Consider the following 26,788-nt stretch of genomic DNA (forward strand, 5'->3'; position numbering starts at 1 on the left):
GTGCACCACGGACGCCGACCCGTGGAAAGGGGTGTCGGCGCGCCTGCGGTGCGTCATGGGCGCGCGAACGACCGCGCGGGCGCGGTGGCTCCGAGCCACCGCGCCCCCGCGGTCGTGGGGGCGTTCCCGGTCAGCCGGGCAGCGCCGGAGCCTGCTCCTCGTCGCCGTCACGCTGGGCGGGCACGGCGGCCGGCGCGGTGCCCACGGCCGGCGGCTCGGCGTGGTGGTGGGACTTCTGCAGCTCCGGGTCCTCCACCGCCTCGCCGCGTGCCACCATGCCGGCGACGTCGGACAGCGGGATCTCCTTCAGCAGCAGGGCGAGCACCAGGGCGATCACGAACGCGGGCAGCAGGTAGGCGAACACCGGGGCCAGCGCGTCGGCGTAGGAGTCGACGATCGCCGCGCGCAGCGGGTCGCCGGCCGCCTGCACCGCCGCGGGGACCAGGCTGTCGGGCGAGGTGATGCCCGCCGCGGCGGCCTGCTCACCGTTGGCCTGCAGCGCGCCGGAGAGGTTCTCGGCGAGCCGGCTGGTGAAGATCGTGCCGAAGACGGCGACGCCGAGGGTGGCGCCCACCTCACGGAAGTAGTTGTTGGTCGCGGTCGCCGCACCGAGGTCGGACGCCGGGACCGCGTTCTGCGCGACCAGGACGACGATCTGCATGATCAGCCCCAGTCCGAGGCCCATGACGAACAGCATCGTGCCGACCGTCCACAGCGAGGTCCGGCCCGACAGGCTGGTCATCCAGATCATCGCGGCGGCGACGATCAGCACGCCGGCGATCGGGTAGATCTTGTAGCGGCCGGTCTTCGTGGTCGCGATGCCCGAGCCGATCACGGTGAGGAACAGGCCACCCATCATCGGCAGCATGAGCAGGCCGGAGTTGGCCGCCGAGGTCCCCGAGGCCATCTGCAGGAACGTCGGCAGGAACGCCACCGCGGAGAACATGCCCAGCCCGACGGCGGCGCCCAGCGCAGTGGTGACCACGAACGTCGAGTTGCGGAACAGGCTCATCGGGATGATCGGCTGCGCGGCCCGCAGTTCGACGAGGACGAAGACCACCGCCGAGACGACGAACGCCGCGCCCAGGGCGAGGGTCGGCCACGCCGTCCAGCCCTCCCGCCCGCCGAAGTCGGTGAAGAAGATCAGCGACGTGGTGGTGGCGGAGAGGAAGATGACGCCGAGGTAGTCCAGCGGTTCGGTGTTGCGCTTGCGCGGCAGCGCCAGGGCGAACCAGCCGATGACCAGTGCGGCGACGCCGACCGGGACGTTGATCCAGAAGCACCATTCCCAGCCGAGGCTGGCGTGGTCGGTGAGGAACCCGCCGAGGAGCGGACCGGCGACCGCGGAGAGGCCGAAGACGGCGCCGAGCGGACCCATGTACTTGCCGCGCTCCCGCGCGGGGACGACGTCAGCGATGATCGCCTGGCTCAGGATCATCATGCCGCCTCCACCGAGGCCCTGGACGCCGCGCCAGACGACGAACCAGGTGAAGTTCGGCGACAGGGCCGCCCCGATGCTGGCCAGGGTGAACAGCGCGATGGCGATGAGGAACAGGTTGCGGCGGCCCCACAGGTCACCGAACTTGCCGTAGATCGGCATCACCAGGGTGCTGGCCAGCAGGTAGGCGGTGGTCACCCACGCCATGTGCGAGATGCCGCCGAGATCGCCGACGATCGTCGGCATCGCGGTGGAGATGATCGTCTGGTCCAGGCTGGACACCAGCATGCCGGCGATCAGCGCGGAGAAGATGAGGTTGATCCGCCGGCGGGTCAGGACGATCGGTGCGTCGGCGGTGGTCGGGGTGGACAACGTGCTCCTCGAGGGGGTCATGACGCCGGGTCTGCCGGCGTGGGGGTGAGGGTGGCGAGGAGCGCGGTGCGCGTCCCCTCGATGTAGCGGTGCAGGGGGGTGCCGTCGTCGGCCTCCAGCCAGGCGCGGCAGGCGGTCCGCATCAGCGCCTGCGCGGCCGAGGCCAGCGCGATGCAGCCGGTGTCGGGCGCGGGCAGCCCGCGACGCTCGGCCAGCAGCGCGACGATCTCCTGCTCCTGGGCCGCCGCCCGCGCGAGGTGCGCGGCCAGCAGCCGGGGCTCGCGCTCGGCGAGCTGCACGGCCACCAGGAGTCCGCCGCGCCCGACCTCGTCGAGGAAGGGGGACGGGTCGAGCAGCTCCAGCAGGTCGGCCAGCAGGTCGCCGGTGGGGCCGCCGCCGAGGAACCCGGCGCGGGACTCCGGCGTGCCCAGGGGCGGCTCCGGGCCGATCACGGCCAGTTCCTTCGACTCGAAGTAGTTGAAGAACGTGCGCAGCGAGACGTCGGCCCGGCCGCAGATCTGCTCCACCGTGATGCCGTCGAGCCCGTGCGCCAGCACCAGCTCCTGGGCGGCGGTGGTGAGCCGGCGACGGGTCTCGGACTTCTTGCGCTCCCGCAGACCAAGATCTTGCACGACGTGCATCTTTGCACGCTGTGCAGCGACAGCAACGGACGTGCGGAGTGGCGCTGCCCACGGCCGGGAGGAGCGGCCCTCGTCGGCAGCGCGGCCGGCCTAGCATCGTGCCCGTGAGGCCGTTCCTGCTGCTGGCCTCGCGCCCCGAGAACGAGGCCGCGGACGAGGAGTACGCGGCATTCCTCCGGCTGACCGGCCTGACCGAGGAGCAGCTGCACCGCGTCCGCCTGGAGGCCGGCCCGCTGCCCCCGCTGGACCTGGACGACTACGCGGGCATCCTCCTCGGCGGAGGGCCGTTCAACTCCAGCGACCCGCCGGAGAGCAAGTCCGCGGTCCAGCACCGGGTCGAGCGCGAGCTCGCGGCGCTGCTGGACGAGGTCGTCGCCCGCGACCTGCCCTTCCTGGGGGCCTGCTACGGGGTGGGCACGCTGGGGGTCCACCAGGGCGGCGTCGTCGACCGCACCTACGGCGAGCCGGTCTCGAGCGTGCCGATCACCCTGACCGCCGCGGGGCGGGCCGACCCGCTCCTGGCCGGCGTGCCGGAGGTGTTCGACGCCTTCGTCGGGCACAAGGAGGCGTGCCAGGTGCTCCCTCCGTCGGCGGTGCTGCTGGCCACCTCGCCGGCCTGCCCGGTCCAGATGTTCCGGGTCGGGCGCAACGTCTACGCCACGCAGTTCCACCCCGAGCTGGACGTCGCGGGGATCCTCACGCGGATCCGGGTCTACCGGCACGCCGGCTACTTCGCGCCCACCGAGCTGGAGGAGCTCACCGACCGGCTGCGCCTCGCGGTGGTGACCGAGGCGGGCCGGCTGCTGGCCACCTTCGTCGCCCGGTACGCCTGACATGCCCGCGCTGACCGCCCTTCCCGACGCCGCCCGCGCCCGCTTCCGGGCGCGCGTGTCCGGCGATCCCACCGGGGCGCCGGGCTGGGTCCGGGACATCGCCCGGGTGGGGGAGGGCCCCGGCTGGTTCGAGCCGGACGGCGTGGTGTGGCGGGTGCACGGCGATCTCTCGACGCTGATCGGCGGGGTCGCGGCGCTGCTCGGCCAGGCCGCGCACCCCCTCGCGCTGGCCGGGGTGCAGCGGCACTCGGCCTACCTCGAGGACCCGTGGCAGCGGCTGGCCGGTACCGCGCGCTGGCTGGTGGTGACCACCTTCGGCTCGGCCGAGCTGGCCGAGCGGGAGGCCGCCCGGGTGCGGCGCATGCACGCCGTCGTCCGGGGGACCGACGAGGCCGGGCGGGCCTACTCCGCGTCGGATCCCGACCTGCTGCGCTGGGTGCACGTGGCCTTCACCGACGCGTTCCTCGCGGCGCACCGGGCCGTCGGGCCGGACCTGACCGCCCGCTTCGGCCGCCGCTGGCCGGACGCCTACGTGGCCCGGTGGGCGTGCGCCGCCCGGGCCCTCGGCGCAGCCGACCTGCCCACCACCGCGGCGGAGCTGGCCGAGGTGCTGGGCTCCTACCGGCCGGTCCTCGAGCCGGTGCCGGAGGAGGTGCGTGCCTTCCTGGCCGCGCCGCCCGGGCTCGGCGCCGCGGAGCGGCTGGTCTACCGCGGCCTCGCCGACGCCGCCGGGCTGCTGCTGTCACCGACGCTGGCGCCGCTCGCGGGTGTACCGGGCCGCGGCCGCGGCGCGCCCGTCCGGCTGCCCGTGACCGGCCTCCAGCTGCGCGCGCTGCGCGCCGTGCTCGGCCCGCACAGCCCCTCGGAGGAGGCGGCGCGCTGGCGGCTCGGGCTCGGCCCGGCCCCCGCCTGGGCCGGCCGGGACGCCCCGGCCTGACCGGCGCTGCTCAGGGCCGGGCGAGCACCGCGCAGGCCGCCTCGGCGCACTCGACGTCCTGCTCGGGGGTCGCGCCGGCCACCCCGACCGCCCCGACGACGGCGCCGTCGCGGACGACCGGCACGCCCCCGCTCAGCGTCGTCGGCCGGAACGCCAGCTGCTCGCCCGCCAGCTCCAGCACCTCCGGGCGGACCTCCCGGAGCGCGGCCAGCTCCCCGGAGGGACGGCGGAACGCCGCCGCGGTGCCGGCCTTGGCCCGGGCGATCCCTGCGGTGAACCCCGGCGCGCCGTCCCCGCGGCCGACGGCCACGTCCCACCCGCCGGCGTCGACCACGGCGACGCTGACCCGCAGCCCGGTGGCCGCCGCGTGCGCCAGCGCGACGGCCACCGCATCGCGTGCCTGCTCGTGCCCGATGTCCTCGGCCATCTCCGCTCCGTCCCTCCCGTCGGTGCCGTACCCGCCCATCCTCGGGGGACCGGTGCGGCCGGCCGCACGCGGGATGGGGCGCCCGCGCGTGGAGGTGGGCCGCCGCGCGGCCGTACCCTGCGCGCACACCGTCGGCCGGAGGGAAGGGCGACGACGTCGACGAGGAGTTCCGCGTGTTCGACAAGGTGCTGGTCGCCAACCGGGGAGAGATCGCCGTCCGGGCGTTCCGGGCCGCCTACGAGCTGGGTACGGGGACGGTGGCGGTGTTCCCGTGGGAGGACCGCAACTCGGTGCACCGGCTCAAGGCCGACGAGAGCTACCAGATCGGCGAGGCCGGGCATCCGGTGCGGGCCTACCTGTCGGTCGAGGAGATCGTCGCCGCCGCGCAGCGGGCGGGCGCGGACGCGGTCTACCCCGGCTACGGCTTCCTGTCGGAGAACCCGGAGCTGGCCGAGGCGTGCGCGCGGGCCGGGATCACCTTCGTCGGCCCCTCGGCGGAGGTGCTGGAGCTGACGGGGAACAAGGCGCGGGCGATCGCCGCCGCCCGGGAGGCCGGTCTGCCGGTGCTGGCGTCCACCGACCCGAGCAAGGACGTCGACGAGCTGCTGGTCGCGGCCGGGGCGATCGACGGCCCGGTCTTCGTCAAGGCCGTCGCCGGCGGGGGCGGGCGCGGCATGCGGCGGGTCGACGACAGGGACCAGCTGCGCGGCGCGATCGAGGCGGCGATGCGGGAGGCCGAATCGGCCTTCGGCGACCCCACGGTCTTCCTCGAGCAGGCGGTGGTCGACCCCCGGCACATCGAGGTGCAGATCCTGGCCGACGGCGCCGGGAACGTCGTCCACCTGTTCGAGCGGGACTGCTCGGTGCAGCGCCGGCACCAGAAGGTCATCGAGCTGGCGCCGGCCCCCAACCTGGACCCGCAGTTGCGGGAGCGGATCTGCGCCGACGCGGTCGCGTTCGCCCGCCACATCGGCTACGTCAACGCCGGCACCGTGGAGTTCCTGCTCGACGCGGACGGCCGGCACGTGTTCATCGAGATGAACCCGCGGATCCAGGTGGAGCACACGGTCACCGAGGAGGTGACCGACGTCGACCTGGTGGCCGCCCAGTTGCGGATCGCGGCGGGGGAGACGCTGCCCGACCTGGGCCTGGCGCAGGAGAGCATCGTGCTGCGCGGGGCGGCGCTGCAGTGCCGGATCACCACCGAGGACCCGGCCAACGGCTTCCGCCCCGACACCGGTCGGATCACCGCCTACCGCTCGCCCGGCGGGGCCGGCATCCGGCTGGACGGCGGCTCGTCGCTGGGGGCGGAGGTGGGCGCCCACTTCGACTCGATGATGGTCAAGCTGACCTGCCGGGGCCGGGACTTCGGCACCGCGGTGGCCCGGGCCCGCCGGGCGGTGGCCGAGTTCCGCATCCGCGGGGTGGCCACCAACATCCCGTTCCTGCAGGCGGTGCTCGACGACCCGGACTTCCGCGCCGGGCGGGTGACGACGTCGTTCATCGAGGAGCGGCCCCACCTGCTGACCGCCCGCACCTCGGCCGACCGGGGCACCAAGCTGCTGACCTACCTGGCCGACGTGACGGTCAACAAGCCGCACGGCGAGCGGCCGCAGCTGGTCGACCCCATCGAGAAGCTGCCCGCCGTGGACCTGGAGCAGCCCCCGCCGGCGGGTTCCCGGCAGCGGCTGCTGGCCGTCGGGCCCGAGCGGTTCGCCACCGAGCTGCGGGAGCAGGCCGCCCTCGCCGTCACCGACACCACGTTCCGGGACGCGCACCAGTCCCTGCTGGCCACCCGGGTCCGCACCCGTGACCTGCTGGCCGTGGCCGGCCACGTCGCGCGCACCGCCCCGCAGCTGCTCTCCCTGGAGGCGTGGGGCGGGGCGACCTACGACGTGGCGCTGCGCTTCCTGCACGAGGACCCGTGGCAGCGGCTGGCCGCGCTGCGCGAGGCGGTGCCCAACATCGCGCTGCAGATGCTGCTGCGCGGCCGCAACACGGTCGGTTACACCCCCTACCCGGAGGAGGTCACCGACGCGTTCGTGGCCGAGGCGGCCGCCACCGGCATCGACGTCTTCCGGATCTTCGACGCGCTCAACGACGTCGCCCAGATGCGCCCGGCGATCGACGCGGTCCGGGAGACCGGGACGGCGCTGGCGGAGGTCGCGCTGTGCTACACCGGGGACCTCTGCGACCCGGGGGAGTCGCTGTACACGCTGGACTACTACCTGCACCTGGCCGAGCAGATCGTCGACGCCGGCGCGCACGTGCTGGCGATCAAGGACATGGCCGGGCTGCTGCGCCCGCCGGCGGCCGCGGCGCTGGTGAGCGCGCTGCGGGAGCGGTTCGACCTGCCGGTGCACCTGCACACCCACGACACCGCCGGCGGCCAGCTGGCCACCCTGATGGCGGCCTGGTCCGCGGGCGTGGACGCCGTCGACGGCGCGGTCGCGTCGATGGCCGGCACGACCAGCCAGCCGCCGCTGTCGGCGATCGTCGCCGCCACCGACGCCACCGAGCGGGCCACCGGCCTGGACCTCACAGCCGTGAACGACCTGGAGCCCTACTGGGAGGCCGTGCGGCGGATCTACGCGCCGTTCGAGTCCGGGCTGCCCTCCCCGACCGGGCGGGTCTACTCGCACGAGATCCCCGGCGGGCAGCTGTCCAACCTGCGCCAGCAGGCCATCGGGCTGGGCCTGGGCGAGCGGTTCGAGGAGGTGGAGTCCGCCTACGCCGCCGTCGACCGGCTGCTCGGCCGGCTGGTCAAGGTCACCCCGAGCTCCAAGGTGGTCGGCGACCTCGCGCTGCAGCTGGTCGGCTCCGGCGTCGACCCCGCCGACTTCGCCGCCGAACCCGGCAAGTACGACCTGCCCGACTCGGTCATCGGCTTCCTCCGCGGCGAGCTGGGCGACCCGCCCGGCGGCTGGCCCGAGCCCTTCCGCACCCGCGCGCTGGAGGGCCGCCGTCCGGCCCGGCCGCCCGCCGAGCTCACCGACGCCGACCGGGCGGGGCTGCGCGAGGACCGGCGGGGCACCCTGAACCGGCTGCTGTTCCCCGGGCCCACCAACGAGTACCTGGCGCACGCCGAGCTGTACGGCGACACCTCGGTGCTGCCGAGCAAGGACTTCCTCTACGGGCTGCGGGCCGGCAGCGAGCACGCGGTCGATCTGGAGCCGGGCGTCCGGTTGTTCATGGGCATCGAGGCCATCGGCGACCCCGACGAGCGGGGCATGCGCACGGTCATGTGCACCCTCAACGGGCAGCTGCGGCCGGTCACCGTCCGCGACCGGAACGTCGACGCCGCCGTCAAGGCGGCCGAGAAGGCCGACCGCGGCAAGCCCGGGCACGTGCCCGCGCCGTTCGCCGGCGTGGTCACGCTCACCGTCGCCGAGGGCGATGAGGTGGCCGCCGGGGACCCGGTGGCGACCATCGAGGCGATGAAGATGGAGGCCACCATCAGCGCGCCGGTCGCCGGCACCGTGGAGCGGCTGGCGATCGGCCCGGTGCAGCAGGTGGAGGGCGGGGACCTGCTGGTCGTGCTGACCTGAACCGGACGCCGGTCAGTCGGTCGGCGGCAGCAAGCGGGGGAGGAAGACCTCGTCGATCGGGCGCGGGCCGACGTACTGCCGGCAGGTGCAGGCCACCCAGGTGGGCCCCGACCAGCGGCCCCGCTTGTCGTAGGTGTCGCGTCGCAGCTCGGCGTAGCAGGTGTTGGTCTCGGTGTCGTGCTGGCTCAGGGTGTGCCCGCAGCCGCACAGCGGCGCCGGGGCCGACGGCGGCCCGGCCGGCCGGCGGCGGCTGAGCCGACCGCCGAGGAAGCCGGCCGCGAGCAGCGCGGCGCCGACCAGCAGGCTGACAGGTTCCACCGACGTGCTCCTCCCGGACGTTCGTCCTCGACGGTAACTCCGCCGGGGACCCGCCGGGAGAGCTCAGCGGACGGGTCCCCGGCCGCCGACCGCCGCGCGCAGGTGTTCCAGCAGCGCGGCCACCGGACCCAGCGCCCGGGGGGCCACCCCCTCGTCGGGGACGAGCGGGTGCTCCCAGGGGGCGGCCAGCGTCATGACCTGCTCGACCTGGTCGCCCATCTCGACCAGCTGGGCGTGGGAGAAGGTCGCCCGGAGCCCGGAGAACAACTGGCCCTCCTCGTGGGCGACGTGCATGCGGATCTCGTGGATCAGCGCCCGCACCTCGGTGTCGAACTGCTCGTCGCTGGGGTGCAGCCGCTCCAGGCGCTTCATCGTCCGCTCGGCCAGCTCGTGCTCGGCCTGGCAACGCCGGGCCTCGGCGGCGTCGATCTGCTCGTGGACGCGGGGGTAGACGTGCGCCTCCTCGGCGACCGAGTGCCGCGCCAGGCCGAGGCTGACCTCGCCGACCAGCTGCTGCTTGCGGTCGTCCAGCTCGGCACCGGCGTTGCCCAGCAGCTCCTCGAGCTCGCAGAAGACGCGGTCGAACTGGCGGTGGTCGGCGGTGAGCAGGTCCACCACGTCGCGCTGGGTCTCGGCCACGGGGACTCCTTCCGGCCCCCGGTCACTGCCCCGGAGGGCCCACCGGCAATCAGCACCGGACCGGTCCGGTCCGGTGCTCCTTGCGGGTGGTTTCCGGCGTCGTGAACCCGGGCACAGGGCAGCCGTGCCGTCCTATGCCGTGCGGTCCCACACCGTGCAGTCCTCTGCCGCCGAACCCCCCGCCGCCGGATCCCCTGCCGTCGACTTCTATGCCGTGGGTTTCGCCCGTCCCGATCGCTGGTCCATGGGCAAGCCCACCGAGCAGAGCCACCCGTGGCACGCCGTCGAGGCCCACCGCCCGCCCGAGGAGCTGGACGGCGAGGCCGAGCTGGCCGTCTGCGGCGCGATCGTGCAGGTGTGGGGCTCGCAGCGGTGGGAGCGGGTGGGCGCCGGCCGTACCGCCTGTCCCGAGTGCTGCCGGCTGACGGCGGCGGACCGGTCGCTCAGCTCGGTGCGCTGAGCGGTCGCGGTCAGCCGCGTTCCGGCCGGCGGCCGCTGATCGCCGAGAGGCCGGTGATCTCCCGGCCCACGATGAGCGCCTGCACCGAGTCCGTGCCCTCGAAGGTGAAGATCGCCTCCATGTCGGCGTGGTGACGGGCCACGTGGTGGTCCAGCAGGATGCCGTCACCGCCGAGGATGTCGCGGGCGTCGGCGACGATCGCGCGGGCCTTGGCCGCGTGGTTCATCTTCGCCAGCGACGCCATGGCCGCGGTCATCCGGCCGCTGTCGGCCAGCTTCGACAGCCGCCAGCACATCAGCTGCATCGAGGTGATCTCGGCGAGCATCCGCGCCAGCTTGTCCTGCACCAGCTGGAAGCCGGCGATCGGCTGCCCGAACTGCTCGCGGCCCAGAGCGTGGGCCAGCGCCAGTTCGTAGGCGGCGGTGGCCAGCCCCAGCGCCCGCCAGGCGACGGTGTACCGCGTGCGGTCCAGCACCCGGGACACGTCCCGGAACGAGGAGCAGTTCGCCAGCTTGTTCTCCACCGGCACCCGGACGCCGGTCAGCGTGATCTCGGCCTGCCAGACCGCCCGCAGCGCCGTCTTCCCGGTCATGACCGTGGCCTCGTAGCCCGGCGTCCCCTTGTCGACGACGTACCCGCCGACCGCGCCGTCCTCCCCGCGGGCCCAGATGATCACGTGGTCGGCGATGGAGCCGTTGCCGATCCACTTCTTCTGCCCGTCGAGGACGTAGCTGTCGCCGTCCCGGCGGGCGGTGGTCTCCAGCGCCACGGCGTCGGAGCCGTGCCGGGGCTCGGTGAGCCCGAAGGCGCCGATCCGCTCCATCCGCGCCATCGCCGGCAGCCACCGCTCGCGCTGCTCCTCCGAGCCCAGCATCGCGATCGACTGCATGGCGAGGAAGCTGTGCACGCCGTAGAAGGTGCCGACGCTGCCGTCGGCGCGGGCCCACTCGGCGGCGACCAACCCGGCCGCGACGGCGCTCATGCCCGGTGATCCGTAGCCCTGCACCGTGCCGCCGGAGATCCCGAGCTCGGCGATCCGCGGCACCAGCTCGAACGGGAACTCCGCCCGCTCCCAGTACTCGTTGATCCGCGGCGTGACCTCCTTCTCGCAGAAGGCGCGCACGCGGTCGCGGATCTCGATCTCCTCCGGCTCGAGGAGCTCCTCCAGGGCGTAGAAGTCGGGGGTCGTCACGGCGGGCAGGCTACGGGCGGCCCGGGCGCACCGCTCCTCGAGCCGAGGGGTACCACGCCGGCGCCCGCCGTGCGTACCGGCGGGTCGGATCAGCGTGTAAAAAATTCTTGACCCCATGTCGACGAAGCTTTACGTTCCTCACGTCAAAGATTCTTTACAGAGGAGCGGGGCGTGGCGTTCGAGGAGAAGCGGGCCTGGGTGATGGTGCTGGTCGCCGTGGCGGCCTACGTCTGCTACGTCGGGGTCGTCCTCGGCCGCGCCGGGGGAGCGCCGCTGACCGAGGTGCCCTATGCGGCCACGCTGCTGTGGACCGTGGGCGGCGCGATCGGGGCGTCGATCGTCCTGAACATCGTGCTGTCGACCGTCTTCCCCGAGGGCGCCAACGAGAAGGACCAGCGGGACCGGGAGATCCACCGGCTCGGGGAGTACATCGGCCAGTCGTTCGTCGTCGTCGGGGCGGTGGCCGCGCTCGGCATGGCCCTGGCCGAGTGGGATCCCTTCTGGATCGCCAACGCGGTCTACCTGGGCTTCACGCTGTCGGCCGTGCTCGGCTCGGTCGCCAAGATCATCGCCTATCGCCGGGGCTTCCAGTCGTGGTGAAGCCGACCCGGATCACCAACCGGATCCGCACCCTGCGGTTCGCCGCCGGGGAGATGACCCAGGCCGAGCTCGCCCGCCGGATCGGCGTGACGCGGCAGACCGTCATCGCCATCGAGCAGGGCCGCTACTCGCCCTCGCTGGAGATGGCCTTCCAGATCGCGGCGGTGTTCGGCGTGCCGCTCGTCGAGGTGTTCCAGTACCCCGCCGGGGAGTCAGGAGAAGAGCAGTCGTGAAGGCGATCGTCCAGGACCGGTACGGCACGGCCGACGCGCTGGAGCTCCGGGACGTCGACGTGCCCGAGCCCAGGAAGGGCGAGGTGCTCGTCCGGGTGCGCGCGGCCGGCGTGGATCCCGGGGTGTGGCACCTGAGCACGGGGCTGCCGTACGCGGTGCGGCTCGGTGCGGGCCTGCGCCGGCCCCGCAGGCGCATCCCCGGCATGGACCTCGCCGGCGTGGTGGAGGCGGTCGGCCCGGGCGGTGCCCGCTTCCGGCCGGGGGACGAGGTGTTCGGCACCGGCTCCGGCAGCTTCGCCGAGTACGCGGTCGCGTCCGCGGCGACGCTCGCGCGCAAGCCCACCATCCTGTCGTTCGAGGAGGCGGCCACCGTCCCGGTCTCCGGGCAGACGGCGCTGGAGGCCGTGCGCCGCGTCGGGCGGGTGCGGCCGGGGCAGCGCGTCCTGGTCGTCGGCGCCGGTGGGGGCGTGGGGTCCTTCGCGGTCCAGCTCGCCGCGGCCGCCGGGGCCTCGGTCACCGGTGTGTGCAGCACCGGCAAGCTCGAGCTCGTCCGGTCGCTGGGTGCCGTCGACGTCGTCGACTACACGCGCGAGGGCATCGCCGATCGCGGGCGCATCTTCGACGTCGTCGTCGACACCGCGGGCAACCGCTCGCTGGCGGAGCTGCGGGGGGTGTTGGTGCCCCGCGGGACGCTGGTGCTCGTCGGCGGGGAGGGCAGCGACGGGAAGTGGCTGCAGGGCTTCGACCGCCAGCTCCGCGCGCTGCTGCTCTCCCCGTTCGCCGGCGCGCGGCTGGTGCCGCTGCTGTCGCGGTCGAGCACGGCGGGGCTCGAGGCCCTGACCGAGCTGATCGAGGCCGGCCGGGTCAGGCCGGTCGTGGACCGGAGATACCCCTTGGCCGCCGCGGCCGACGCCGTCGACCACGTCGGCAGCGGCCACGCACGGGGCAAGGCCGTCGTCGTCCCGTAGGCGGTCGCGCCTCAGCCGGGAAGCAGGGACCCGCGGACGTAGGCCGCCTGGCCGACGTGCTGCAGGTCGTCGGCGAGCACGCTGACCAGCCGGACGCCCAGGGTCACCGGTGGGTCCCAGTTCTCGTCGACGACCCGGTCCAGGTCGTTGTCGGTCAGGCCGCGCAGGAACTCCGCGGTCCGGGCGTGCACCGCCGCTGCGTAGTCGAGCAGCAGGTCGGCCGACGGCACCCGGACCTGCGCCACCTGCTCGGAGGTGAAGCCGTAGCCGGTCGCTGAAGGCGGGAAGGGCAGGCCGAAACGGTCGTACCAGCCCTCCGCCGTCCACACCTGCTCGGTTCCGGCGACCTCGGCGATGTGGTCGTCCTGCACCCGGGCCAGGTGCCAGGCCAGCCAGGCGATGCTGTTGGCGTTCGGGGCGGGCCGGTACGTCAACTGCTCGGGGGTGAGGCCCTCGACGGCCGGCCTCAGCTCCTCCTGGATCCGCCCGTAGGCGTCGAGCAGGAGTTCGCGACTGCGCATGGGCTCTCGCTACCCGCAGCCGGCCCGCGCGCAACCGCACCCGCGGAACTCGTCCCGGCCTACGCTCGGGTCCTCCGACATGTGGAGAGAGGTCGCATGACGGCGCCCCCGGAGGTCCCGCGGCGGACGGGGCCGGTGGTCATCGGGTACGACGGGACCCCGGTGGCCGAGCGGGCGCTGGCGGAGGCCGCTTGCCTGCTGGCCTCGCGGCCGGCGCTGGTGGTCGTGGTGTGGGAGGCGGGGCGCGCGTTCGAGGCGGCGACCTGGTCGGCGATGACCCTCGACGTCCCGGTGCCCACCGTCGACCTGCGGACCGCCTTCGAGCTGGACCAGGCGGCGTACGAGGCCGCGGAGCGGATGGCGCGGCAGGGGGCCGGCCGGGCGCGGGCGATGGGGCTGGAGGCGGAGTCCCTCGTCGTCGCCGACGAGGTGAGCGTGGCCGACACCCTCGTGCGGGTGGCCCGCGAGCAGGATGCCCCGGCGCTGGCCATCGGGGCGCACGCCCACGGGGCCCTGAGCGAGGTGCTGCTCGGCAGCACCTCGCGCGACGTCCTCCGGCACGCCCCCTGCCCGGTGCTCGTCGTCCGGGAACCGGCCGGGCGGGGCCGGCGGCACGGCTCCTGACCGGGCGGGACACTCAGCGCCGGGGTCGGACCGGTGCCGGCCGCTGGGCGGGGTGCTTCGGGCGCTGGGCCGGCCCGGGTGTCCTCGTGGTCGTGGTCGTGGTCGTGGTCGTGGTCGTGGGATGGGGGGCACACCGGCTGATCCGCCGGTGGCGGGCACGGCGCGCCGTGGCCGGCCGCGGGCCGGGCGCAGCCGCCGGACCCATGCCGGAGCGGTGAGGAACGCCTCGGCGCGCAGGGCGGCCACGCCGACGGCGGAGAGGTCCCCGGGCCGGTCGAAGCACAGGAACCGCGGCACCCACTGCGGGGAGTACTTGGCGTTGGCGCGGTAGAGCGACTCGATCTGCCAGAAGCGCGACGCCTGCAGCAGCACCGCGCGCCACAGCCGCAGCACCGGGCCGGCGCCCAGCCGCTCGCCGCGCGCGAACACCGACCGGAACACCGCGAAGTTCAGCGATACCCGCGCGACGCCCAGCCGGCCGCACTCGGCGAGCAGGCCCGTGACCATGGCCTCGACCGTGCCGTTCTCGGCGTCCCGGGACCGCCGCATCAGGTCCAGGGACAGGCCATCGGCGCCCCACGGCACGAGGTGCAGCAGGCCTCGCAGGCCGGAGGTTGCGTCCGCCACCCGGACGAGCACGCAGTCGCCGTCGGCGGGATCACCGAGGCGACCGAGCGCCATCGAGAAGCCGCGCTCCACCGGGCCGTCGCGCCAGGCGGCCGCGGCCTCCCGCGCCGCGCGGAGGTCGTCGTCGGACAGCTCCCGCACGCGGTCGCAGCGCACCCGATAGCCGGCCCGCCGGGTCCGCGCCACGGCCTGCCGGACGCTGCGCATCGCCCGCCCGTCCAGGTGGAAGTCGGAGACGTCCAGCACCGCCTCGTCGCCCAGTTCCAGCGCGTCGAGGCCCTCCCGGGCGTACGCGGTCGCGGCCCGCTCCGACGCGCCCAGCACCGCCGGGATCCAGCCGAACGACCGGGCCTCGGCCAGCCAGGCGCGGATGGCGCCCGGCCAGGCCTCCGGATCCCCGACCGGGTCGCCGGCGGCCAGGCTGACACCGCCCAGCACTCGGTAGCTGACCGCGGCCTTGCCGGTGGGGGAGAAGACGGCCGAGCGGTCGCGCCGCAGGGCGAACCAGGAGAGGGAGTCGGGCTGCCCGTGCCGGTCGCCGAGCAGCACGCGCAGCCGGGACTCCTCCTCGGGCGAGAGCGGGTGCGGGCCGCCGGGCGGGCGCAGGGCCACGGCGAGCACGGTCAGCAGCGCGATCACGCCGAGTACGACGAGCGCGGCGGCCGCCTGCTCCGCGGCCGCGGACGTCGTGAAGCGGACCGGCCCGGGGATGCCTCCCAGCCCCAACGCCGCCTCGGCCAGCCGCTGACCCGCCCTGGTGTCGGCGGCCTGCCCGCCGTCGACTGCGGTGAGCAGCACGTACCCGAGCGCGGTGCCGGCGACCGCGGTGGCCAGCACGGACCCGATCGTGGCGCGGCCGGAACGCGGATCGGGCGCCGCGACGAAGTGCCGGCGGCCCAGGAGCAGCAGCACCAGGACCACGCCGGCGAGCAGCGCCTCCTCCACGTCCAGGCCCTTGACCACGTGCAGCACGACGGCCGCGGCTGCGAGGAGTGTGGTGAGGGTCCAGGCCCGTCGCTTGCCGCGGCGCAGGCCCCGGGCGAGGACGACGAGCAGCAGCCCCACCGCGGCCGCGCCGGCCGTGGCCGCGGCCGGGGCTACCGGAGGCACCACCTCGGCGAGCAGTTCCAGGCGGCCCCGCCAGGCGGGGACCAGAGCCGACACGAGGCTCACTCCGCCGAGGAGGGCGACCAGCCGGGCCAGCCAGCGGGGCGTCGTCAGGTGCCGCAGCAAGCGCACGGGCCCGGCCCGGGGGCCCGGAGGCGCGACGCCGGTCACCGTTACAGGTCGAGGTGCTCGAACGCGCCGTCGATCCCCTCCATCGCCAGGCCGCCGAGCACGGCCAGCGCGATCAGCAGGCCGACGATCACGAGCACGGCGATGAGGACCCGCCGTGACCGCAGCCCCGCCGTCATCTCCGAGCGCACCTGGGTCGCGACCGCGGACCCGATGCCGCGCCAGCCCGTCACCGGGTGGTCGGCGGGAGCGACGGCCGGCGGGAGGTCCGCCGTCAGCGGCGGGAGCTCGTCGAGGAAGCGGGCCGAGAGGGCGGCCACCATCCGCTCGCCGCCCTCCTCGTGAGTGAGCAGACCGCGCCCGACCGCGTCCTCCAGCGCGGCCACGGTGGCGGCCCGGTCGGCGTCCGAGGCCCGCAGGCGCGGTCCGGGTGCCGATCCGGGAAGAGGGTCCGGTCCGGCGGCCGGCGTGGGTGTCATCGTCCTCGCCCGTCCTTCCTGGGGGTACGCGCGGATCCTCGCCGCCATGCGTGGGCCGCGCGGGCGACCCGTGCCCCGAGGCTCGTGGTCCGTTCCTGTGACCGCGTTGAGAGCGGCTGGGAGCTTCCGGGGAACCCGTTCTGAGCCGACGTTCAGCTGCGCCCACCACACTGGACCCGGCGCAGCCCGCTGGCCACCATTCGCGCCGCGCACGAGGGTGCGGCCATCCACCCGCCGCGGGCGCCTCGTCCGACGGTGACCGACGCCGGGGTGCCCACCTGAGGGGCGTGCGGGTGTGTCCGTAGCCCGCTCCCGGAGCCCGACGAGGGGTGGTCCGACGAGGCCCCCCGCGGATGCACGGAGCCGCTGACGCCCCGAGCAGCAGGTCACGCCGCGGAAAGCGCGGTGCACAACCTTTTTGTCCGGAAGCCGCGTGTGGTGGGGACGCCCGGGGAATGAACCCGCGGTGACCTCCCTTCCCGCCCGCGGACAGCCGCAGCCCGTACCGGTCCGGACGATCGTGACCACGATCGCTCTGGTTCTCGCGACGGCGTTGCTGCTGTACGTCGTCCTGCACACCCGCCGGGTGCTGACCTGGATCGTCATCGGCGCGTTCTTCGCCGTGGCGCTCGGTCCGGTGGTCGACTGGGTCCAGCGGCGCGTGCTCGGAGGGCGGCGACGCGCGCTGGCCACCTTCCTGGTCTTCCTCGTCGTGGTCGTCCTGCTGGCGGCGCTCATCGCGGCCTTCGCAGTGCCGCTGGTCAACGAGGGAACCAGGTTCGCCGGGCAGCTTCCCGGGCTCATCGACGACGCGCGGGCGGGACGTGGTCCGGTCGGGGATCTGCTCGAGCGCACGCATGCCCTGCAGTGGGTGCAGAACAACCAGGCGAGGATCAGCGGCTTCGCCAGCGGGCTGACCGCGCCCGTTGCCGGGGCGCTGTCCGGGCTGGCCAGCGGGATCGCGGGCACGCTCACCGTGCTGGTGCTCGCGTACCTCATGGTGCTCGAAGGTCCCAGGGTGGTGGAGGGGACGCTGAACGTCCTCCGCCCGGCGACGGCCGAGCGGGTCCGCCGTGTCGGTGCCGACTGCGCGCGGTCGGTCACGGGCTACCTGTCGGGGAACCTGCTGATCAGCGTCCTCTGCGCCGGCCTCACCTACGTGGTGCTTCTCGTCCTGGGAGTGCCCTTCGCGGGGCTCATCGCACTCTTCGTCGGCATCGCCGACCTCATCCCCCTGGTGGGCGCCACGATCGGCGGTGCTACTGCCGTGCTGGCCGGATTCATCCACTCGGTGCCGGCCGGGATCACGGTGCTGGTCTTCTTCGTTCTCTACCAGCAGCTGGAGAACCACCTGCTGCAGCCGGTCGTCTTCGCCCGCACGGTGAAGCTCGATCCGCTCACCGTGATCGTCGCGATCCTCATCGGGGCGGAGCTCATGGGGATCCTCGGGGCGCTGCTGGCCATCCCGGTGGCCAGCATCATCCAGGTGATCCTGCGGGACGTGTGGGATCACCGTCGGGGCGAGCTCAAGGACGAGCCGACCGTGGGGGAGGACCGCAGACCCGCGCTGGCGGCGAAGTAGGCAGGGCGGTGACCAACTACGCGCAGCCGCGCGTAGTTGGTCACCGAGCGCCGGTACCGGGGCAGGTGCGGGGCCAGCGCGGACGACGTCGTCGAGCTGGCCAGCGAGATCCCGGTGCTCGTCGTCCGGGAACCGGCCGGGCGGGGCCGGCGGCACGGCGCCTGATGGGGCGCGACACTCAGCGCCGGGGGTCGGACGCGGTGCACGCGCCACACCGCCGGCCCGCAATCCGAGGAGCTTCGCCCGGATCGTCGCTCCACGCTTTCCTCATGACCGAAGCTGACGTGCGGCATGCCGCTTTTCGCCTCGAGTACGTCGTCCGCTGGAACCCGACGGCGCTCCTCGTCCGGTCCATCCGGATGGACCCGCCGATCACCCACGAGGAGGCGCGCAGGCTGGTCGCGGCCGAGCTCCCGGCGCTGGCCCGAGCCGGGGTCTGGACCCTGATGGACGGCTCGCAGTACATCCGCGGGGTCGACATCGTCTCCTGCAAGGTCATGCCGGTCGCCGTGACGCCCGACGAGGACCACGGCGTCAGCTTCAGCCTGGTCGCCGCCGACGAGGACTAACGGCACCCCGGTTCCGCTCGGTCTGGCTCAGCCGATGACCAGCAGCATCGCCGACTCCGAGTGCGACAGGCCCTGGCGATCCCCGGCCCGGTCGAAGGCGGCGGTCAGGCTGCCCTCGACGTAGGCGTCGGGCACGCGGGGGTTCACGTAGCTGGCCCGGCACACCGCGCGGGTGTTGTTCAGCCGGGCGGCCGCGGCGTCGATGGCGGCCAGGATCTTCCTCCGCGCGTCGGCCGGTGAGCGCGGCGGGCCGAGGTCGACCAGGGACTCCGCGGCGACCCGGGTGCCGCCCCAGGTGCGGAAGTCCTTGGCGGTGAAGACCGCGTGCGTGACCGCCCGCAGGTAGGCGTTGACGTCGGCGGAGCCGACGTCGACCACCTGGCCCGCATCGTCGACGTAGGAGAACAGTTCCTGCCCGGGCAGCTCGTGGCAGGCGTGGACGACGGTGGCCAGGCGTGGGTCGCTGAGCCGGACCCGCTGCTCCTTGCCCGACTTGGCGCGGAACTCGAAGGCGATCGTGGGGCCCTCGACCCGGACGTGGTCGTGCCGCAGCGTGGTGAGTCCGAAGGACTGGTTCTGCCGGGCGTACTCCTCGTTGCCGATCCGGATCAGCGTCTGGTCCATGAGCCGCAGCACGGCTCCGAGCACCTTCTCCCGGGGCAGGCCGGGACGGTCGAGGTCCTGGTCGATCCGCTCGCGCAGGCCGGGCAGCGCGTGCCCGAAGGCGCCCGTCCGGTGGAACTTGGTCCGGTCCTGCACCTCCCGCCAGCGCGGGTGGTAGCGGTACTGCTTGCGGCCGCGGCCGTCCCGGCCGGTGGCCTGGAGGTGCCCGTCGGGCAGGGGGGTGATCCAGACCCGGGTCCACGCCGGCGGGATGCCGATCGCCGCGATCCGGGCGAGCTCGCCGGCGTCGGTGACGACGGTGCCGTCCGGACGGCGGTAGCGCCATCCTCCCTCGCCGCGCTCGCGGCTGATGCCCGGGACGGTGTCGGTCACGTAGATCAGCCCGGCCCGCTCGGCCGCGACCTCGGGAGCCAGACGCAGCTCCCCGGCGCTTCGCGGATCCAGCGTCGTCACGAGGGGTACCGCACGCTCGTACTGGCCTCCGGGGCCGGGCCGCCCCGGGGGCGCGGATCGGGGGCGACGTGGGGTGGCCGTGATGCTGGCCGCCGTCCGGCCCGGTACCCGCGGGCGGACGTCCGACACGCCGGGAGGCGGGCGTAGCGTCGCCCGCGGGGCGTCTCCTGCCTCGTGCCCCAGAGCCGGGCGGGCGTGGCATCGCACCGTTGCTCTCCTCCGGGGAGCGGAGTGGGGTCGACATGGCGGACCGCGTGTTCCGTGACCGCAGGGACGCCGGGCGGGTCCTGGCGCGGCTGCTGGAGAACTATCGGGACCAGCCCGACGTGCTGGTCCTGGCGCTGCCTCGTGGCGGCGTGCCCGTCGGCTTCGAGATCGCCCGGGCGCTGGGAGCGCCGCTGGACGTGTTCGTCGTCCGCAAGCTCGGCGTGCCCGGCCGCGAGGAGATGGCCATGGGCGCGATCGCCGGCGGCGGCGTGGTCGTGATCAACGACGACGTCGTGCGCGGCCTGCGCATCCCGTCCGAGGTGTTGCAGCAGGTCGCCGGGCAGGAGGGCCGGGAGCTGCTCCGCCGGGAGGTCGTCTACCGGGAGGGCCGGCCACCCCCGGAGGTGGAGGGCAGGACGGTGATCCTGGTCGACGACGGGCTGGCGACCGGGGCGAGCATGCGCGCGGCCATCGAGGCGCTGCACGCACGCTCCGCCGGTCCGGTCGTGGTCGCCGTCCCCGCGGCGCCGGAGTCCACCTGCCGAGAACTCGACCTCATGGTCGACCAGGTGGTCTGCGCGACCACCCCGTCGCCCTTCCACGCGGTCGGCGAGTCCTACTGGGACTTCACGCAGACGACCGACGAGGAGGTGCGCGACCTGCTGCGGGCGGCGGCCACCGCCCCGGCCGGCGCGGCCGGCGCCCCCGGGCCGACGGAGGCCGCGCTCATCCGGGCCCTGGCCCTGCCGGTGGAGGACGGCGTGCCCGCCACCGAGACGCTGCTCTCCCTGGTCGGCGATGCGCAGCTGGTGCTGATCGGGGAGGCCTCGCACGGCACCCACGACTTCTACGCGGCGCGGGCCGTGATGACCCGCCGGCTGATCGAGGAGAAGGGGTTCACCGCGGTCGCCGCCGAGGCCGACTGGCCGGACGCCTACCGGGTCAACCGGTACGTCCGCGGCCGCAGCGAGGACGCGGACGCGGAGGAGGCGCTGCGGGACTTCGAGCGGTTCCCGACCTGGATGTGGCGCAACACCGCGGTGCTGGACTTCGTCGGCTGGTTGCGCGAGCACAACGACCGGGTCGGCGACGAGCGCGCGCAGGCGGGCTTCTACGGGCTGGACCTCTACAGCCTGCGCCGCTCGATGCAGGAGGTCATCGCCTACCTCGAGAGCGTGGACCCGGCCGCCGCGGCCCGCGCGCGGGAGCGGTACTCCTGCTTCGACCACTACGCCGGTGACGACGGGCAGTCCTACGGGTACGCGGCGGCCTACGGCGCCGGCGAGTCGTGCGAGCAGAGGGCCGTCGAGCAGCTCCTCGAGATGCAGCGGCTGGCCGCTGAGCGGGCCCGCGGCGACGGGCTGCTGGCCGAGGACGAGGCCTTCCACGCGCAGCTGAACGCGCTCGTCGTCCGGGACGCCGAGCAGTACTACCGGACCATGTTCGGGGGGCGGGTCTCCTCGTGGAACCTGCGCGACACGCACATGATGGACACCCTCGACGCGCTCACCGCGCACCTCTCCCGGCGGCGCGGGGAGCCGGCCAAGGTCGTCGTGTGGGCGCACAACTCGCACGTGGGTGACGCCCGCGCCACCGAGGCCCGCATGCGCGGCGAGCTGACGATCGGCCAGCTCGCCCGCGAACGCCATCCCGACGCCTGCCGGCTGTTCGGGTTCACGACCTACACCGGCACCGTGACCGCGGCGGACGACTGGGGCGCGCCGGCCGACCGCAAGTGGGTCCGCCCCGCGCTGCCCGACAGCGTCGAGGAGCTGTTCCACGACACCGGCGAGAAGGGCTTCCTCGTCGCGTTCGACCGGGCTCCTCCAGCCGTCGACGTGCTCGACGCGGCCCGGCTGGAACGGGCCATCGGTGTGATCTACCGGCCCGACACGGAGCGGCAGAGCCACTACTTCCGGTGCCGGGTGGCCCACCAGTTCGACGCCGTCATCCACATCGACGAGACGCGCGCGCTGGAGCCTCTGGAGCGGACCGCCCGCTGGGAGCGCGGCGAGCTGCCCGAGACGTACCCGTTCGCCGTGTAGGTCGGGGCGCCGTCGTGGCCGTGGCCCAGGCCTTGCGGATCGGCGTCGCCGGCGTGGTGCTCGACGCCGATGTCACCGTGCCGGCGCAGGCGCGCGGTGTCGTGGTGTTCGCGCACGGCAGTGGCAGCGGCCGGCACAGCCCGCGCAACCGGTACGTCGCGGGCGAGCTGCAGGCCGTAGGGCTGGCGACCGTGCTGGCCGATCTGCTCACCGAGGAGGAGGAGCGGCTCGACGCCCGGACCGGCGAGCTGCGCTTCGACATCAGCCTGCTGGCGGTCCGGGTGATCGCGCTGACCGACTGGGTGACCGGCTACGAGCCGACCGCCGGGCTGTCCGTCGGGCTGTTCGGGGCCAGCACCGGGGCGGCGGCCGCGCTCGTGGCCGCCGCCGCGCGGCCGGACCCGGTCCGCGCGGTCGTCTCCCGCGGCGGGCGACCGGATCTGGCGGGGGAGTTCCTGCGCCTGATCCGCCAGCCGACCCTGCTGATCGTGGGCGGCAGCGACACGACCGTCCTCGAGCTCAACCGCAGGGCCCTGCAGCTGATCCCGGCCGACGCGGAGCTGGCCCTCGTGCCCGGCGCGAGCCACCTGTTCGAGGAGCCGGGGGCTCTGGAGCAGGCCGCCGCGTTGGCCCGGGACTGGTTCGTGCGGCACCTGCCCGAGGCGGAGGCGGGGTCACCCGTCGGCTGAGGCGTCCCCGTCTGCCGCCGCCAGGCCGTCCAGCATCCCGTGCAGGTGTGCGGCGGCCTTCTCGATGTCGAGGTACTTCTGCTGCCCGGCCCGCGCCTCGGCCGACAGCACCCCGCACCGGTGCACCTTCTCGAAGTCGCCGTAGGGGAACTTGTAGTGGCTCTTGGTGTCCTCGCCGTGCTCGTCGTCGACGCCGAGGTACCACCGGCCGTAGGCCCGGATGTCGTGCTCCTCGAGGAAGCGGTTCTCCTCCCGGGCCGACGGCCGGTGCTCGCTCCACGCGTCGCGCTCGTCGAGCACCACCTGGCGGTCCTGGATCAGGGACCGCGCGTGGTCATAGGCCCGCTGGTTCAGCGTCACGGCCATCTCGTCCGGCTTCCTGGTGAAGAGGTCCTGTCCCCGCTGCGTGGGGCCGCCGTCGCTCGTCCCCGGGCATGCCGGCCGCTCCGTCGCCGCGGCCGGCGGGGCCCGCACGGGCCGGCCGACGCGGGTCGGGACCACGGCGGACGGGGGATCCGGCGACGGCGTCGCCCTTGCGGGGCGCGCCCTCACCCTAGGAGCCCCGTCGTGAACGGGGAAGCCGGTCGCTCGGTCCCCGCGCCGGCGCCCCGACGACCACCGCGGCTCGCCGGCCCCTGGGCCGGGAAGGGCTCCTGACAGTGGGTCAAGATGCCCTCACGTGCAGTGGTAACACGCGCTAAACATCCGATTCCGGGGCGGCGGCGTCTCGCCGTTCATCTGCCGGCGTCGTTCTCGCAGGTCAGAGCGGTGAATCAGCGTCCTCGATCCCGGTGGCGCCACGCTGCCACGACGCTGCAGGCCCGCTTTGCGACGTCCTCGCAGTCTTCCTAACGTCGACGCGGTCCGGTCGAGGCCGCAGACGTTCCCGCAGGTGGGGACACCCGCCGGACACCGCCGAACCGGGCAGCCGGCCGTGTGCCGGTGCCCGGGCCGGGGACCCACCGCAGCACTGGGGTGAAGCGCAGCCGTGTGGTTGCGCCGGGCGCGTTCCCCGCCCGAACCCGTCAGCTAACTCGGTAGGCGGTTCGTGGAGAACAGGAGAACCCGTCGTCCATGACGACTGCTCGTACGTCCACCGCCCGTCGTCTCGCCCGTCCCACGTTCGCTCTCCTGGCCGGCGCCGGGATCGCGCTCACACCGCAGGTCGCGCAGGCCTCCACGGAGCCCCCGCCGGCGGCGAGCTCGTCGGAGGGTTCCCCCGCGGCGCCCGACCAGGCCGCGCAGACCGCCGTCGACACCGCGATGAACCAGCGCGGCAAGCCCTATGAGTACGGCGCGGCAGGCCCGGACAGCTACGACTGCTCAGGCCTGACCCAGTACGCGTGGGGCGCGGCGGGTGTGGAGTTGCCGCACTCGTCGAAGCAGCAGTCCCAGACCGGGACACCGGTGGCGCGGGCCGATCTGCAGCCCGGTGACCTGGTGTTCTTCTACGACCCGGTGAGCCACGCGGGCGTCTACGTCGGGAACAACCAGGTGGTGCACGCGCCGACCGAGGGCGACGTGGTGAAGGTGACCGACATCGACGCGATCGGCGACTACAACTCCGCTCGCCGAGTCGGGTGAGCCGGCCGCCCCGGCCGCCCTCGTGCGGCCGGGGCCCGGAAATCTTCTGGGCAATCTGCTCTGCGCCGTGGAGGGCGGTCCGTCGGCCGAGCCCCGGACCGCTGCGACCTCGGAGCTGGAGCACCTGCAGGTTCCGCTCCGCCGGGCGGCGCAGGGCAGAGCCGGGCCGGGGGTGACGGAGGCGCTCGGCGGCGCTCCGGAGGGCCACGACCGCGGTAGCTGAGTCGCGCGACGGCTAGTGCCGCGGCGTCGGCCGCCAGGCCAGCGCCCGCGCGACCCAGCCGAGGTTCTCGTCGGCCCAGCCCAGGACATCCAGGGTCGCGCCCAGGTTCTGCGGAGGGTGGTTCACCAGCGTGTCCCGGCGCAGCAGCCGGTCGAAGTCGACGAGGACCGGGCCGACCCGGGGGTGCCCGCTCGGGTCGTGGAACGGCACGCCTGCCAGCTGGAGGATGCTGACGACCTCCTGGGCGACCACCCCGTAGCCGACGGTGGTGGGGTGGACGCCGTCGAGCGAGAACAAGCCGCCCGCAGCACGTCCGCCGGTGCCGTCGCCGATCAGGAACCGCGAGTCGGGTGGGGGATCCAGGGCGGCGAGGGCGGAGGGCAGCGGGTACGGCGTCCACCAGGACGGGCGCGCGTTCGGATCGGCGATGTAGCGCCGTGACGCGAGCCGGTCGAGCAGTCCCGCGACGTCGAACAGGAACCAGTCCCGCGGCGGCCGGCGGCGAGAACCGGTCCTGGCGTTGCGGACGACCCGCTCGATGTCCGCGTTGTAGAGGTCGATCGCGGCGTCGATCGCCCGGGCGTGCTGCTCGGTCAGGTGCCGGTCGCGGGTCGGGTCGAACTGGTCGTCGCGGACCCACGGTCTGGCGTAGTAGGGGAAGTAGCGCGAGCCGGGACGCACCTTGTGGCCGATCCCGCGGGTCACCGGCGGGATGGTGACGTGCGGGACGGTGCACCAGATGGTGTGCCGGGCCGAGATCGCCTGCACCGCCCGCACGACCTCGGCGAGCTCCGCCGCGAAGTGCTCCGGTCGCCAGACGGTGTACCGGCCTTTGCGGTCGAGGTCCCGGAAGTCGTCCTCGGTCCAGCGGACCCGCAGGTCGACCACGGAGCGCAGGGCGTTGTTCGCGCCGAGGAAGACCACCAGCGTCTCGATCCCGCACTCGGCGGTCCCGTCGTGGTCGCGGCCCAGCGCCGCGGCCGCCTCCAGCAGGGTCTGCCTCCGCACCTCGGCGTTCCAGTGCGGGAACACCCGCAGGGCCGCGCGGGCGCTGTCGTTCTCGACGATCTGGTCGAGCAGCGAGTCGTTGGGTCGCTCGATGGCCTGCTCCGCCATCGCCGCGGTCCGCGAGAGCGCGTCACGCAGGTCCCACCCGTAGATCGCGAGATCGTGGTTGTACCGGTCGACCTTCGGTGGGACTCGGCCCGGCCCCCGTTCCCAGTAGTCCTCGACGCCGTCCATGAAGGACCGCGCGGCGAAGAGGGCCATCGGCAGCTCCCAGAGTCCGATCCGCGGACCGAAGCGCTCCTCGAGGTGTCGCAACAGCAGTTCGATGTTGAGCGGCAGCCCGCCGGGACCGCCGTACACCGGGTAGCGGTACTCATCGAGCCAGCCGAGTTCGTGGGCGACGATCGCCGGCCAGGAGACGTCGGTGTGGTAGACCGCGCCGCTCTGGAAGCCGTGGCTGAGTGAGTCCCCGAGGACGACCAGCCGGTGCGGCGGGGTCCCGCGGCGCGGCTGGTGGGGGACCGCGATCCCCAGCGTGGGATCGAACTGCGGAGCGCGGGCCTCGGGCTGCTCGGCCTGTCCGCGGACGTCCTCCGGAGTGCCGGGCGGGACACGGTCGGCCGCGGGAGGCATGTGTCCTCCCTTTCCGGAGGAGCGGCAGGAGGGCACGTGCGGCACCACCTCGAGGGGCAGAGCTGGCACTCAGGGCGGTGGACGCGGGGCGAAGCCTAGGGACGACGGTCCCGCGCGGTGCCGTAGCGCATGCCGGGGCCCGTCGCCCGGTGGACGGTCGTTCCCCGGAGTGACTGCCCGAGCGCCCGTGGTCACGTGCGGATCGTGGTGGGGCAAGCAGCTGCTCTCCCACCTGGGTCAGGGGGGCGCCTGGACCGCCGTGGGAGCCACCTCAACCGCGGAGATCGCTGGCGGCACCGGCCGTGTCGTGGTCGGGGAGGGCGTGTTCACCCTGATGGCGGAGACGCCCCACCCCGAGACGCTGAGCCAGGTGCAGTTCGTGCTTGGCAGTCACGTTGAGCGGTTCGGCCAGCGCAACAGCTCACCGTCACCTGGGTCAGCGATGCCGACCCCCACGGTGCACCGACTCCGACAGGGCCGGCTGGTCATCGGCGTCCCGGCCACCACTGGGTTGGGGTCGGGGGACAGGGTGTGACCTCGGCGGGCCGGTCGCTCCTTCCACCCCGGCAACCACACGGTCGAGGGGCTCGATGGCTGGTGATCCGCTGACCGTAGCGGGAGTCTGAGGGCCCTGGCGGTGGTGACCTTCGCTCGCTGCCGGGCGCGGCCGCCGGAGCCCACGCTGGGGACGAGGCGGTGGACCAGGTCGGCGGGGACCGCCCATGCGGAGGAGCTGAGACAGCGATGATGGGCTGGTACGTCGGTGATCACATGACCGGCTGGGGCTGGTTCGTCATGACCTTCGGCAGCCTGCTGTTCATCGCCGTGCTCTTGCTCGGCGGGACGCTGCTGATCCGCTATGCCCGCCAGGAGCCGTCTGCCGGGCCACGCTCGCCCGAGAAGATCCTCGCCGAGCGGTTCGCGAGCGGGGAGCTGACCGAGGAGCAGTATCGCCAGCAGCTGGCCACGCTGCGGGGGACCGGGGTGTTGACCCGCTGACTGGCCGGCGCGCGGCGCACGAGGCCGGCGCGGGCGCGGCCGCGGCGGTGCGGGTCCGGGTCGTCGACGGCATCCCGGC

The 26,788-nt window shown here is 74.2% G+C and carries 27 protein-coding genes, 1 pseudogene and 1 riboswitch; of the genes and pseudogenes, 15 read left to right on the forward strand and 13 right to left on the reverse strand.

Annotated elements, in window-relative coordinates; genetic code table 11:
• Nucleotides 1-130: 130 nt before the first annotated feature.
• A complete protein-coding gene (locus tag BMZ50_RS03680; protein ID WP_091321376.1) occupies nt 131-1,810 on the reverse strand; it encodes an MDR family MFS transporter in 1,680 nt (559 codons plus the stop codon).
• Between the two features lie 17 nt (nt 1,811-1,827).
• Nucleotides 1,828-2,451: a TetR/AcrR family transcriptional regulator gene (locus BMZ50_RS03685; RefSeq protein ID WP_091321377.1), complete on the reverse strand. Its 624-nt coding sequence runs from the start codon at nt 2,449-2,451 to the stop codon at nt 1,828-1,830.
• Between the two features lie 104 nt (nt 2,452-2,555).
• Between BMZ50_RS03685 and BMZ50_RS03690 the strand changes: the two genes are divergently transcribed.
• Together BMZ50_RS03690 and BMZ50_RS03695 are read left to right on the forward strand one after the other, a co-directional pair.
• Nucleotides 2,556-3,284, forward strand: a complete 729-nt coding sequence (locus BMZ50_RS03690) for a glutamine amidotransferase (protein WP_091321919.1) — start codon at nt 2,556-2,558, stop codon at nt 3,282-3,284.
• A gap of 1 nt (nt 3,285) precedes the next feature.
• Nucleotides 3,286-4,221: an oxygenase MpaB family protein gene (locus BMZ50_RS03695; protein ID WP_091321379.1), complete on the forward strand. Its 936-nt coding sequence runs from the start codon at nt 3,286-3,288 to the stop codon at nt 4,219-4,221.
• 10 nt (nt 4,222-4,231) lie between these two features.
• On the opposite strand, the gene BMZ50_RS03700 is transcribed toward BMZ50_RS03695, so the two are convergent.
• Nucleotides 4,232-4,648, reverse strand: coding sequence for a heme-binding protein (locus BMZ50_RS03700; protein ID WP_091321381.1), 417 nt, complete (start codon nt 4,646-4,648; stop codon nt 4,232-4,234).
• Between the two features lie 173 nt (nt 4,649-4,821).
• Here BMZ50_RS03700 and BMZ50_RS03705 point away from each other — a divergent pair, with 173 nt between their 5' ends.
• The gene (locus BMZ50_RS03705; RefSeq protein WP_091321383.1) at nt 4,822-8,196 is read left to right on the forward strand and encodes a pyruvate carboxylase; all 3,375 of its coding nucleotides are present in this window, start codon (nt 4,822-4,824) and stop codon (nt 8,194-8,196) included.
• A 12-nt stretch (nt 8,197-8,208) separates the two neighbouring features.
• Here BMZ50_RS03705 and BMZ50_RS03710 read toward each other — a convergent pair whose 3' ends face one another.
• Together BMZ50_RS03710 and BMZ50_RS24945 are read right to left on the reverse strand one after the other, a co-directional pair.
• Nucleotides 8,209-8,514 (reverse strand): hypothetical protein, encoded by a 306-nt coding sequence (locus BMZ50_RS03710; RefSeq protein WP_091321386.1) that lies wholly within the window; start codon nt 8,512-8,514, stop codon nt 8,209-8,211.
• A 63-nt stretch (nt 8,515-8,577) separates the two neighbouring features.
• Nucleotides 8,578-9,153, reverse strand: a complete 576-nt coding sequence (locus BMZ50_RS24945) for a hemerythrin domain-containing protein (RefSeq protein WP_091321388.1) — start codon at nt 9,151-9,153, stop codon at nt 8,578-8,580.
• A gap of 244 nt (nt 9,154-9,397) precedes the next feature.
• Here BMZ50_RS24945 and BMZ50_RS03720 point away from each other — a divergent pair, with 244 nt between their 5' ends.
• Nucleotides 9,398-9,613, forward strand: coding sequence for a hypothetical protein (locus BMZ50_RS03720; RefSeq protein WP_091321390.1), 216 nt, complete (start codon nt 9,398-9,400; stop codon nt 9,611-9,613).
• A gap of 10 nt (nt 9,614-9,623) precedes the next feature.
• Here the strand turns inward: BMZ50_RS03720 and BMZ50_RS03725 are convergent, their stop codons facing one another.
• Complete coding sequence (locus tag BMZ50_RS03725) at nt 9,624-10,805, reverse strand: acyl-CoA dehydrogenase family protein (protein WP_245753325.1); 1,182 nt, start codon at nt 10,803-10,805, stop codon at nt 9,624-9,626.
• Nucleotides 10,806-10,976: 171 nt separating this feature from the next.
• Here BMZ50_RS03725 and BMZ50_RS03730 point away from each other — a divergent pair, with 171 nt between their 5' ends.
• The 3 genes from BMZ50_RS03730 to BMZ50_RS03740 are packed head-to-tail and all read left to right on the forward strand — an operon-like array spanning nt 10,977 to nt 12,606.
• On the forward strand, nt 10,977-11,405 hold the full coding sequence (locus BMZ50_RS03730) for a hypothetical protein (protein ID WP_091321394.1): 429 nt from the start codon (nt 10,977-10,979) through the stop codon (nt 11,403-11,405).
• A complete protein-coding gene (locus BMZ50_RS03735; protein WP_091321396.1) occupies nt 11,399-11,638 on the forward strand; it encodes a helix-turn-helix transcriptional regulator in 240 nt (79 codons plus the stop codon). The genes BMZ50_RS03730 and BMZ50_RS03735 overlap by 7 nt, the downstream gene beginning before the upstream one ends.
• Nucleotides 11,635-12,606 carry an NAD(P)-dependent alcohol dehydrogenase gene (locus tag BMZ50_RS03740; RefSeq protein WP_091321397.1) on the forward strand — a complete coding sequence of 324 codons (972 nt, stop codon included), beginning with the start codon at nt 11,635-11,637 and terminating at the stop codon, nt 12,604-12,606. Before BMZ50_RS03735 ends, BMZ50_RS03740 begins: the two co-directional genes overlap by 4 nt.
• 11 nt (nt 12,607-12,617) lie before the next feature.
• On the opposite strand, the gene BMZ50_RS03745 is transcribed toward BMZ50_RS03740, so the two are convergent.
• Nucleotides 12,618-13,127, reverse strand: a complete 510-nt coding sequence (locus tag BMZ50_RS03745) for a mycothiol transferase (RefSeq protein WP_091321399.1) — start codon at nt 13,125-13,127, stop codon at nt 12,618-12,620.
• 96 nt (nt 13,128-13,223) lie between these two features.
• Between BMZ50_RS03745 and BMZ50_RS25205 the strand changes: the two genes are divergently transcribed.
• Nucleotides 13,224-13,751 carry a universal stress protein gene (locus tag BMZ50_RS25205; protein WP_091321921.1) on the forward strand — a complete coding sequence of 176 codons (528 nt, stop codon included), beginning with the start codon at nt 13,224-13,226 and terminating at the stop codon, nt 13,749-13,751.
• A 288-nt stretch (nt 13,752-14,039) separates the two neighbouring features.
• Here the strand turns inward: BMZ50_RS25205 and BMZ50_RS25210 are convergent.
• Both BMZ50_RS25210 and BMZ50_RS03760 read right to left on the reverse strand, forming a co-directional pair.
• Nucleotides 14,040-15,656, reverse strand: a pseudogene (locus tag BMZ50_RS25210) (phosphatidylglycerol lysyltransferase domain-containing protein); the annotation flags it as partial.
• Between the two features lie 2 nt (nt 15,657-15,658).
• A complete protein-coding gene (locus tag BMZ50_RS03760; RefSeq protein WP_091321400.1) occupies nt 15,659-16,093 on the reverse strand; it encodes a DUF1707 SHOCT-like domain-containing protein in 435 nt (144 codons plus the stop codon).
• A 520-nt stretch (nt 16,094-16,613) separates the two neighbouring features.
• Between BMZ50_RS03760 and BMZ50_RS03765 the strand changes: the two genes are divergently transcribed.
• Entirely contained in the window at nt 16,614-17,675 is a 1,062-nt protein-coding gene (locus BMZ50_RS03765) for an AI-2E family transporter (RefSeq protein WP_245753326.1), read from the forward strand.
• Here BMZ50_RS03765 and BMZ50_RS25215 read toward each other — a convergent pair.
• Nucleotides 17,603-17,968, reverse strand: a complete 366-nt coding sequence (locus BMZ50_RS25215; RefSeq protein ID WP_091321404.1) for a tetratricopeptide repeat protein — start codon at nt 17,966-17,968, stop codon at nt 17,603-17,605. The genes BMZ50_RS03765 and BMZ50_RS25215 overlap by 73 nt on opposite strands.
• Here BMZ50_RS25215 and BMZ50_RS03775 point away from each other — a divergent pair.
• Complete coding sequence (locus tag BMZ50_RS03775) at nt 17,945-18,244, forward strand: hypothetical protein (protein ID WP_143087070.1); 300 nt, start codon at nt 17,945-17,947, stop codon at nt 18,242-18,244. The two genes, BMZ50_RS25215 and BMZ50_RS03775, sit on opposite strands and share 24 nt — an antisense overlap.
• 27 nt (nt 18,245-18,271) lie before the next feature.
• Here the strand turns inward: BMZ50_RS03775 and BMZ50_RS03780 are convergent, their stop codons facing one another.
• Nucleotides 18,272-19,321 (reverse strand): DNA topoisomerase IB, encoded by a 1,050-nt coding sequence (locus BMZ50_RS03780; RefSeq protein ID WP_177212629.1) that lies wholly within the window; start codon nt 19,319-19,321, stop codon nt 18,272-18,274.
• Nucleotides 19,322-19,563: 242 nt separating this feature from the next.
• Here BMZ50_RS03780 and BMZ50_RS03785 point away from each other — a divergent pair, with 242 nt between their 5' ends.
• Nucleotides 19,564-21,573 carry an erythromycin esterase family protein gene (locus BMZ50_RS03785; protein WP_091321410.1) on the forward strand — a complete coding sequence of 670 codons (2,010 nt, stop codon included), beginning with the start codon at nt 19,564-19,566 and terminating at the stop codon, nt 21,571-21,573.
• A gap of 20 nt (nt 21,574-21,593) precedes the next feature.
• Complete coding sequence (locus BMZ50_RS03790) at nt 21,594-22,262, forward strand: dienelactone hydrolase family protein (protein ID WP_218146082.1); 669 nt, start codon at nt 21,594-21,596, stop codon at nt 22,260-22,262.
• Here BMZ50_RS03790 and BMZ50_RS03795 read toward each other — a convergent pair.
• Nucleotides 22,248-22,628, reverse strand: a complete 381-nt coding sequence (locus tag BMZ50_RS03795) for a hypothetical protein (protein ID WP_091321923.1) — start codon at nt 22,626-22,628, stop codon at nt 22,248-22,250. The two genes, BMZ50_RS03790 and BMZ50_RS03795, sit on opposite strands and share 15 nt — an antisense overlap.
• Before the next feature lie 537 nt (nt 22,629-23,165).
• A riboswitch (cyclic di-AMP (ydaO/yuaA leader) is annotated at nt 23,166-23,321 on the forward strand.
• A gap of 15 nt (nt 23,322-23,336) precedes the next feature.
• Between BMZ50_RS03795 and BMZ50_RS03800 the strand changes: the two genes are divergently transcribed.
• On the forward strand, nt 23,337-23,846 hold the full coding sequence (locus tag BMZ50_RS03800) for a C40 family peptidase (RefSeq protein WP_091321414.1): 510 nt from the start codon (nt 23,337-23,339) through the stop codon (nt 23,844-23,846).
• Between the two features lie 235 nt (nt 23,847-24,081).
• Here the strand turns inward: BMZ50_RS03800 and BMZ50_RS03805 are convergent, their stop codons facing one another.
• Nucleotides 24,082-25,710 carry an SGNH/GDSL hydrolase family protein gene (locus BMZ50_RS03805; RefSeq protein ID WP_091321416.1) on the reverse strand — a complete coding sequence of 543 codons (1,629 nt, stop codon included), beginning with the start codon at nt 25,708-25,710 and terminating at the stop codon, nt 24,082-24,084.
• On the opposite strand from BMZ50_RS03805, the gene BMZ50_RS25220 reads away from it, so the two are divergent.
• Together BMZ50_RS25220 and BMZ50_RS03815 are read left to right on the forward strand one after the other, a co-directional pair.
• Complete coding sequence (locus BMZ50_RS25220; RefSeq protein WP_143087071.1) at nt 25,709-26,245, forward strand: DUF2218 domain-containing protein; 537 nt, start codon at nt 25,709-25,711, stop codon at nt 26,243-26,245. The two genes, BMZ50_RS03805 and BMZ50_RS25220, sit on opposite strands and share 2 nt — an antisense overlap.
• A gap of 209 nt (nt 26,246-26,454) precedes the next feature.
• Nucleotides 26,455-26,709, forward strand: a complete 255-nt coding sequence (locus tag BMZ50_RS03815; protein WP_091321420.1) for an SHOCT domain-containing protein — start codon at nt 26,455-26,457, stop codon at nt 26,707-26,709.
• Nucleotides 26,710-26,788 lie beyond the last annotated feature (79 nt).

The organism is Geodermatophilus ruber, assembly GCF_900114385.1.
In the GTDB taxonomy this organism is placed as follows: Bacteria; Actinomycetota; Actinomycetes; order Mycobacteriales; family Geodermatophilaceae; genus Geodermatophilus; species Geodermatophilus ruber.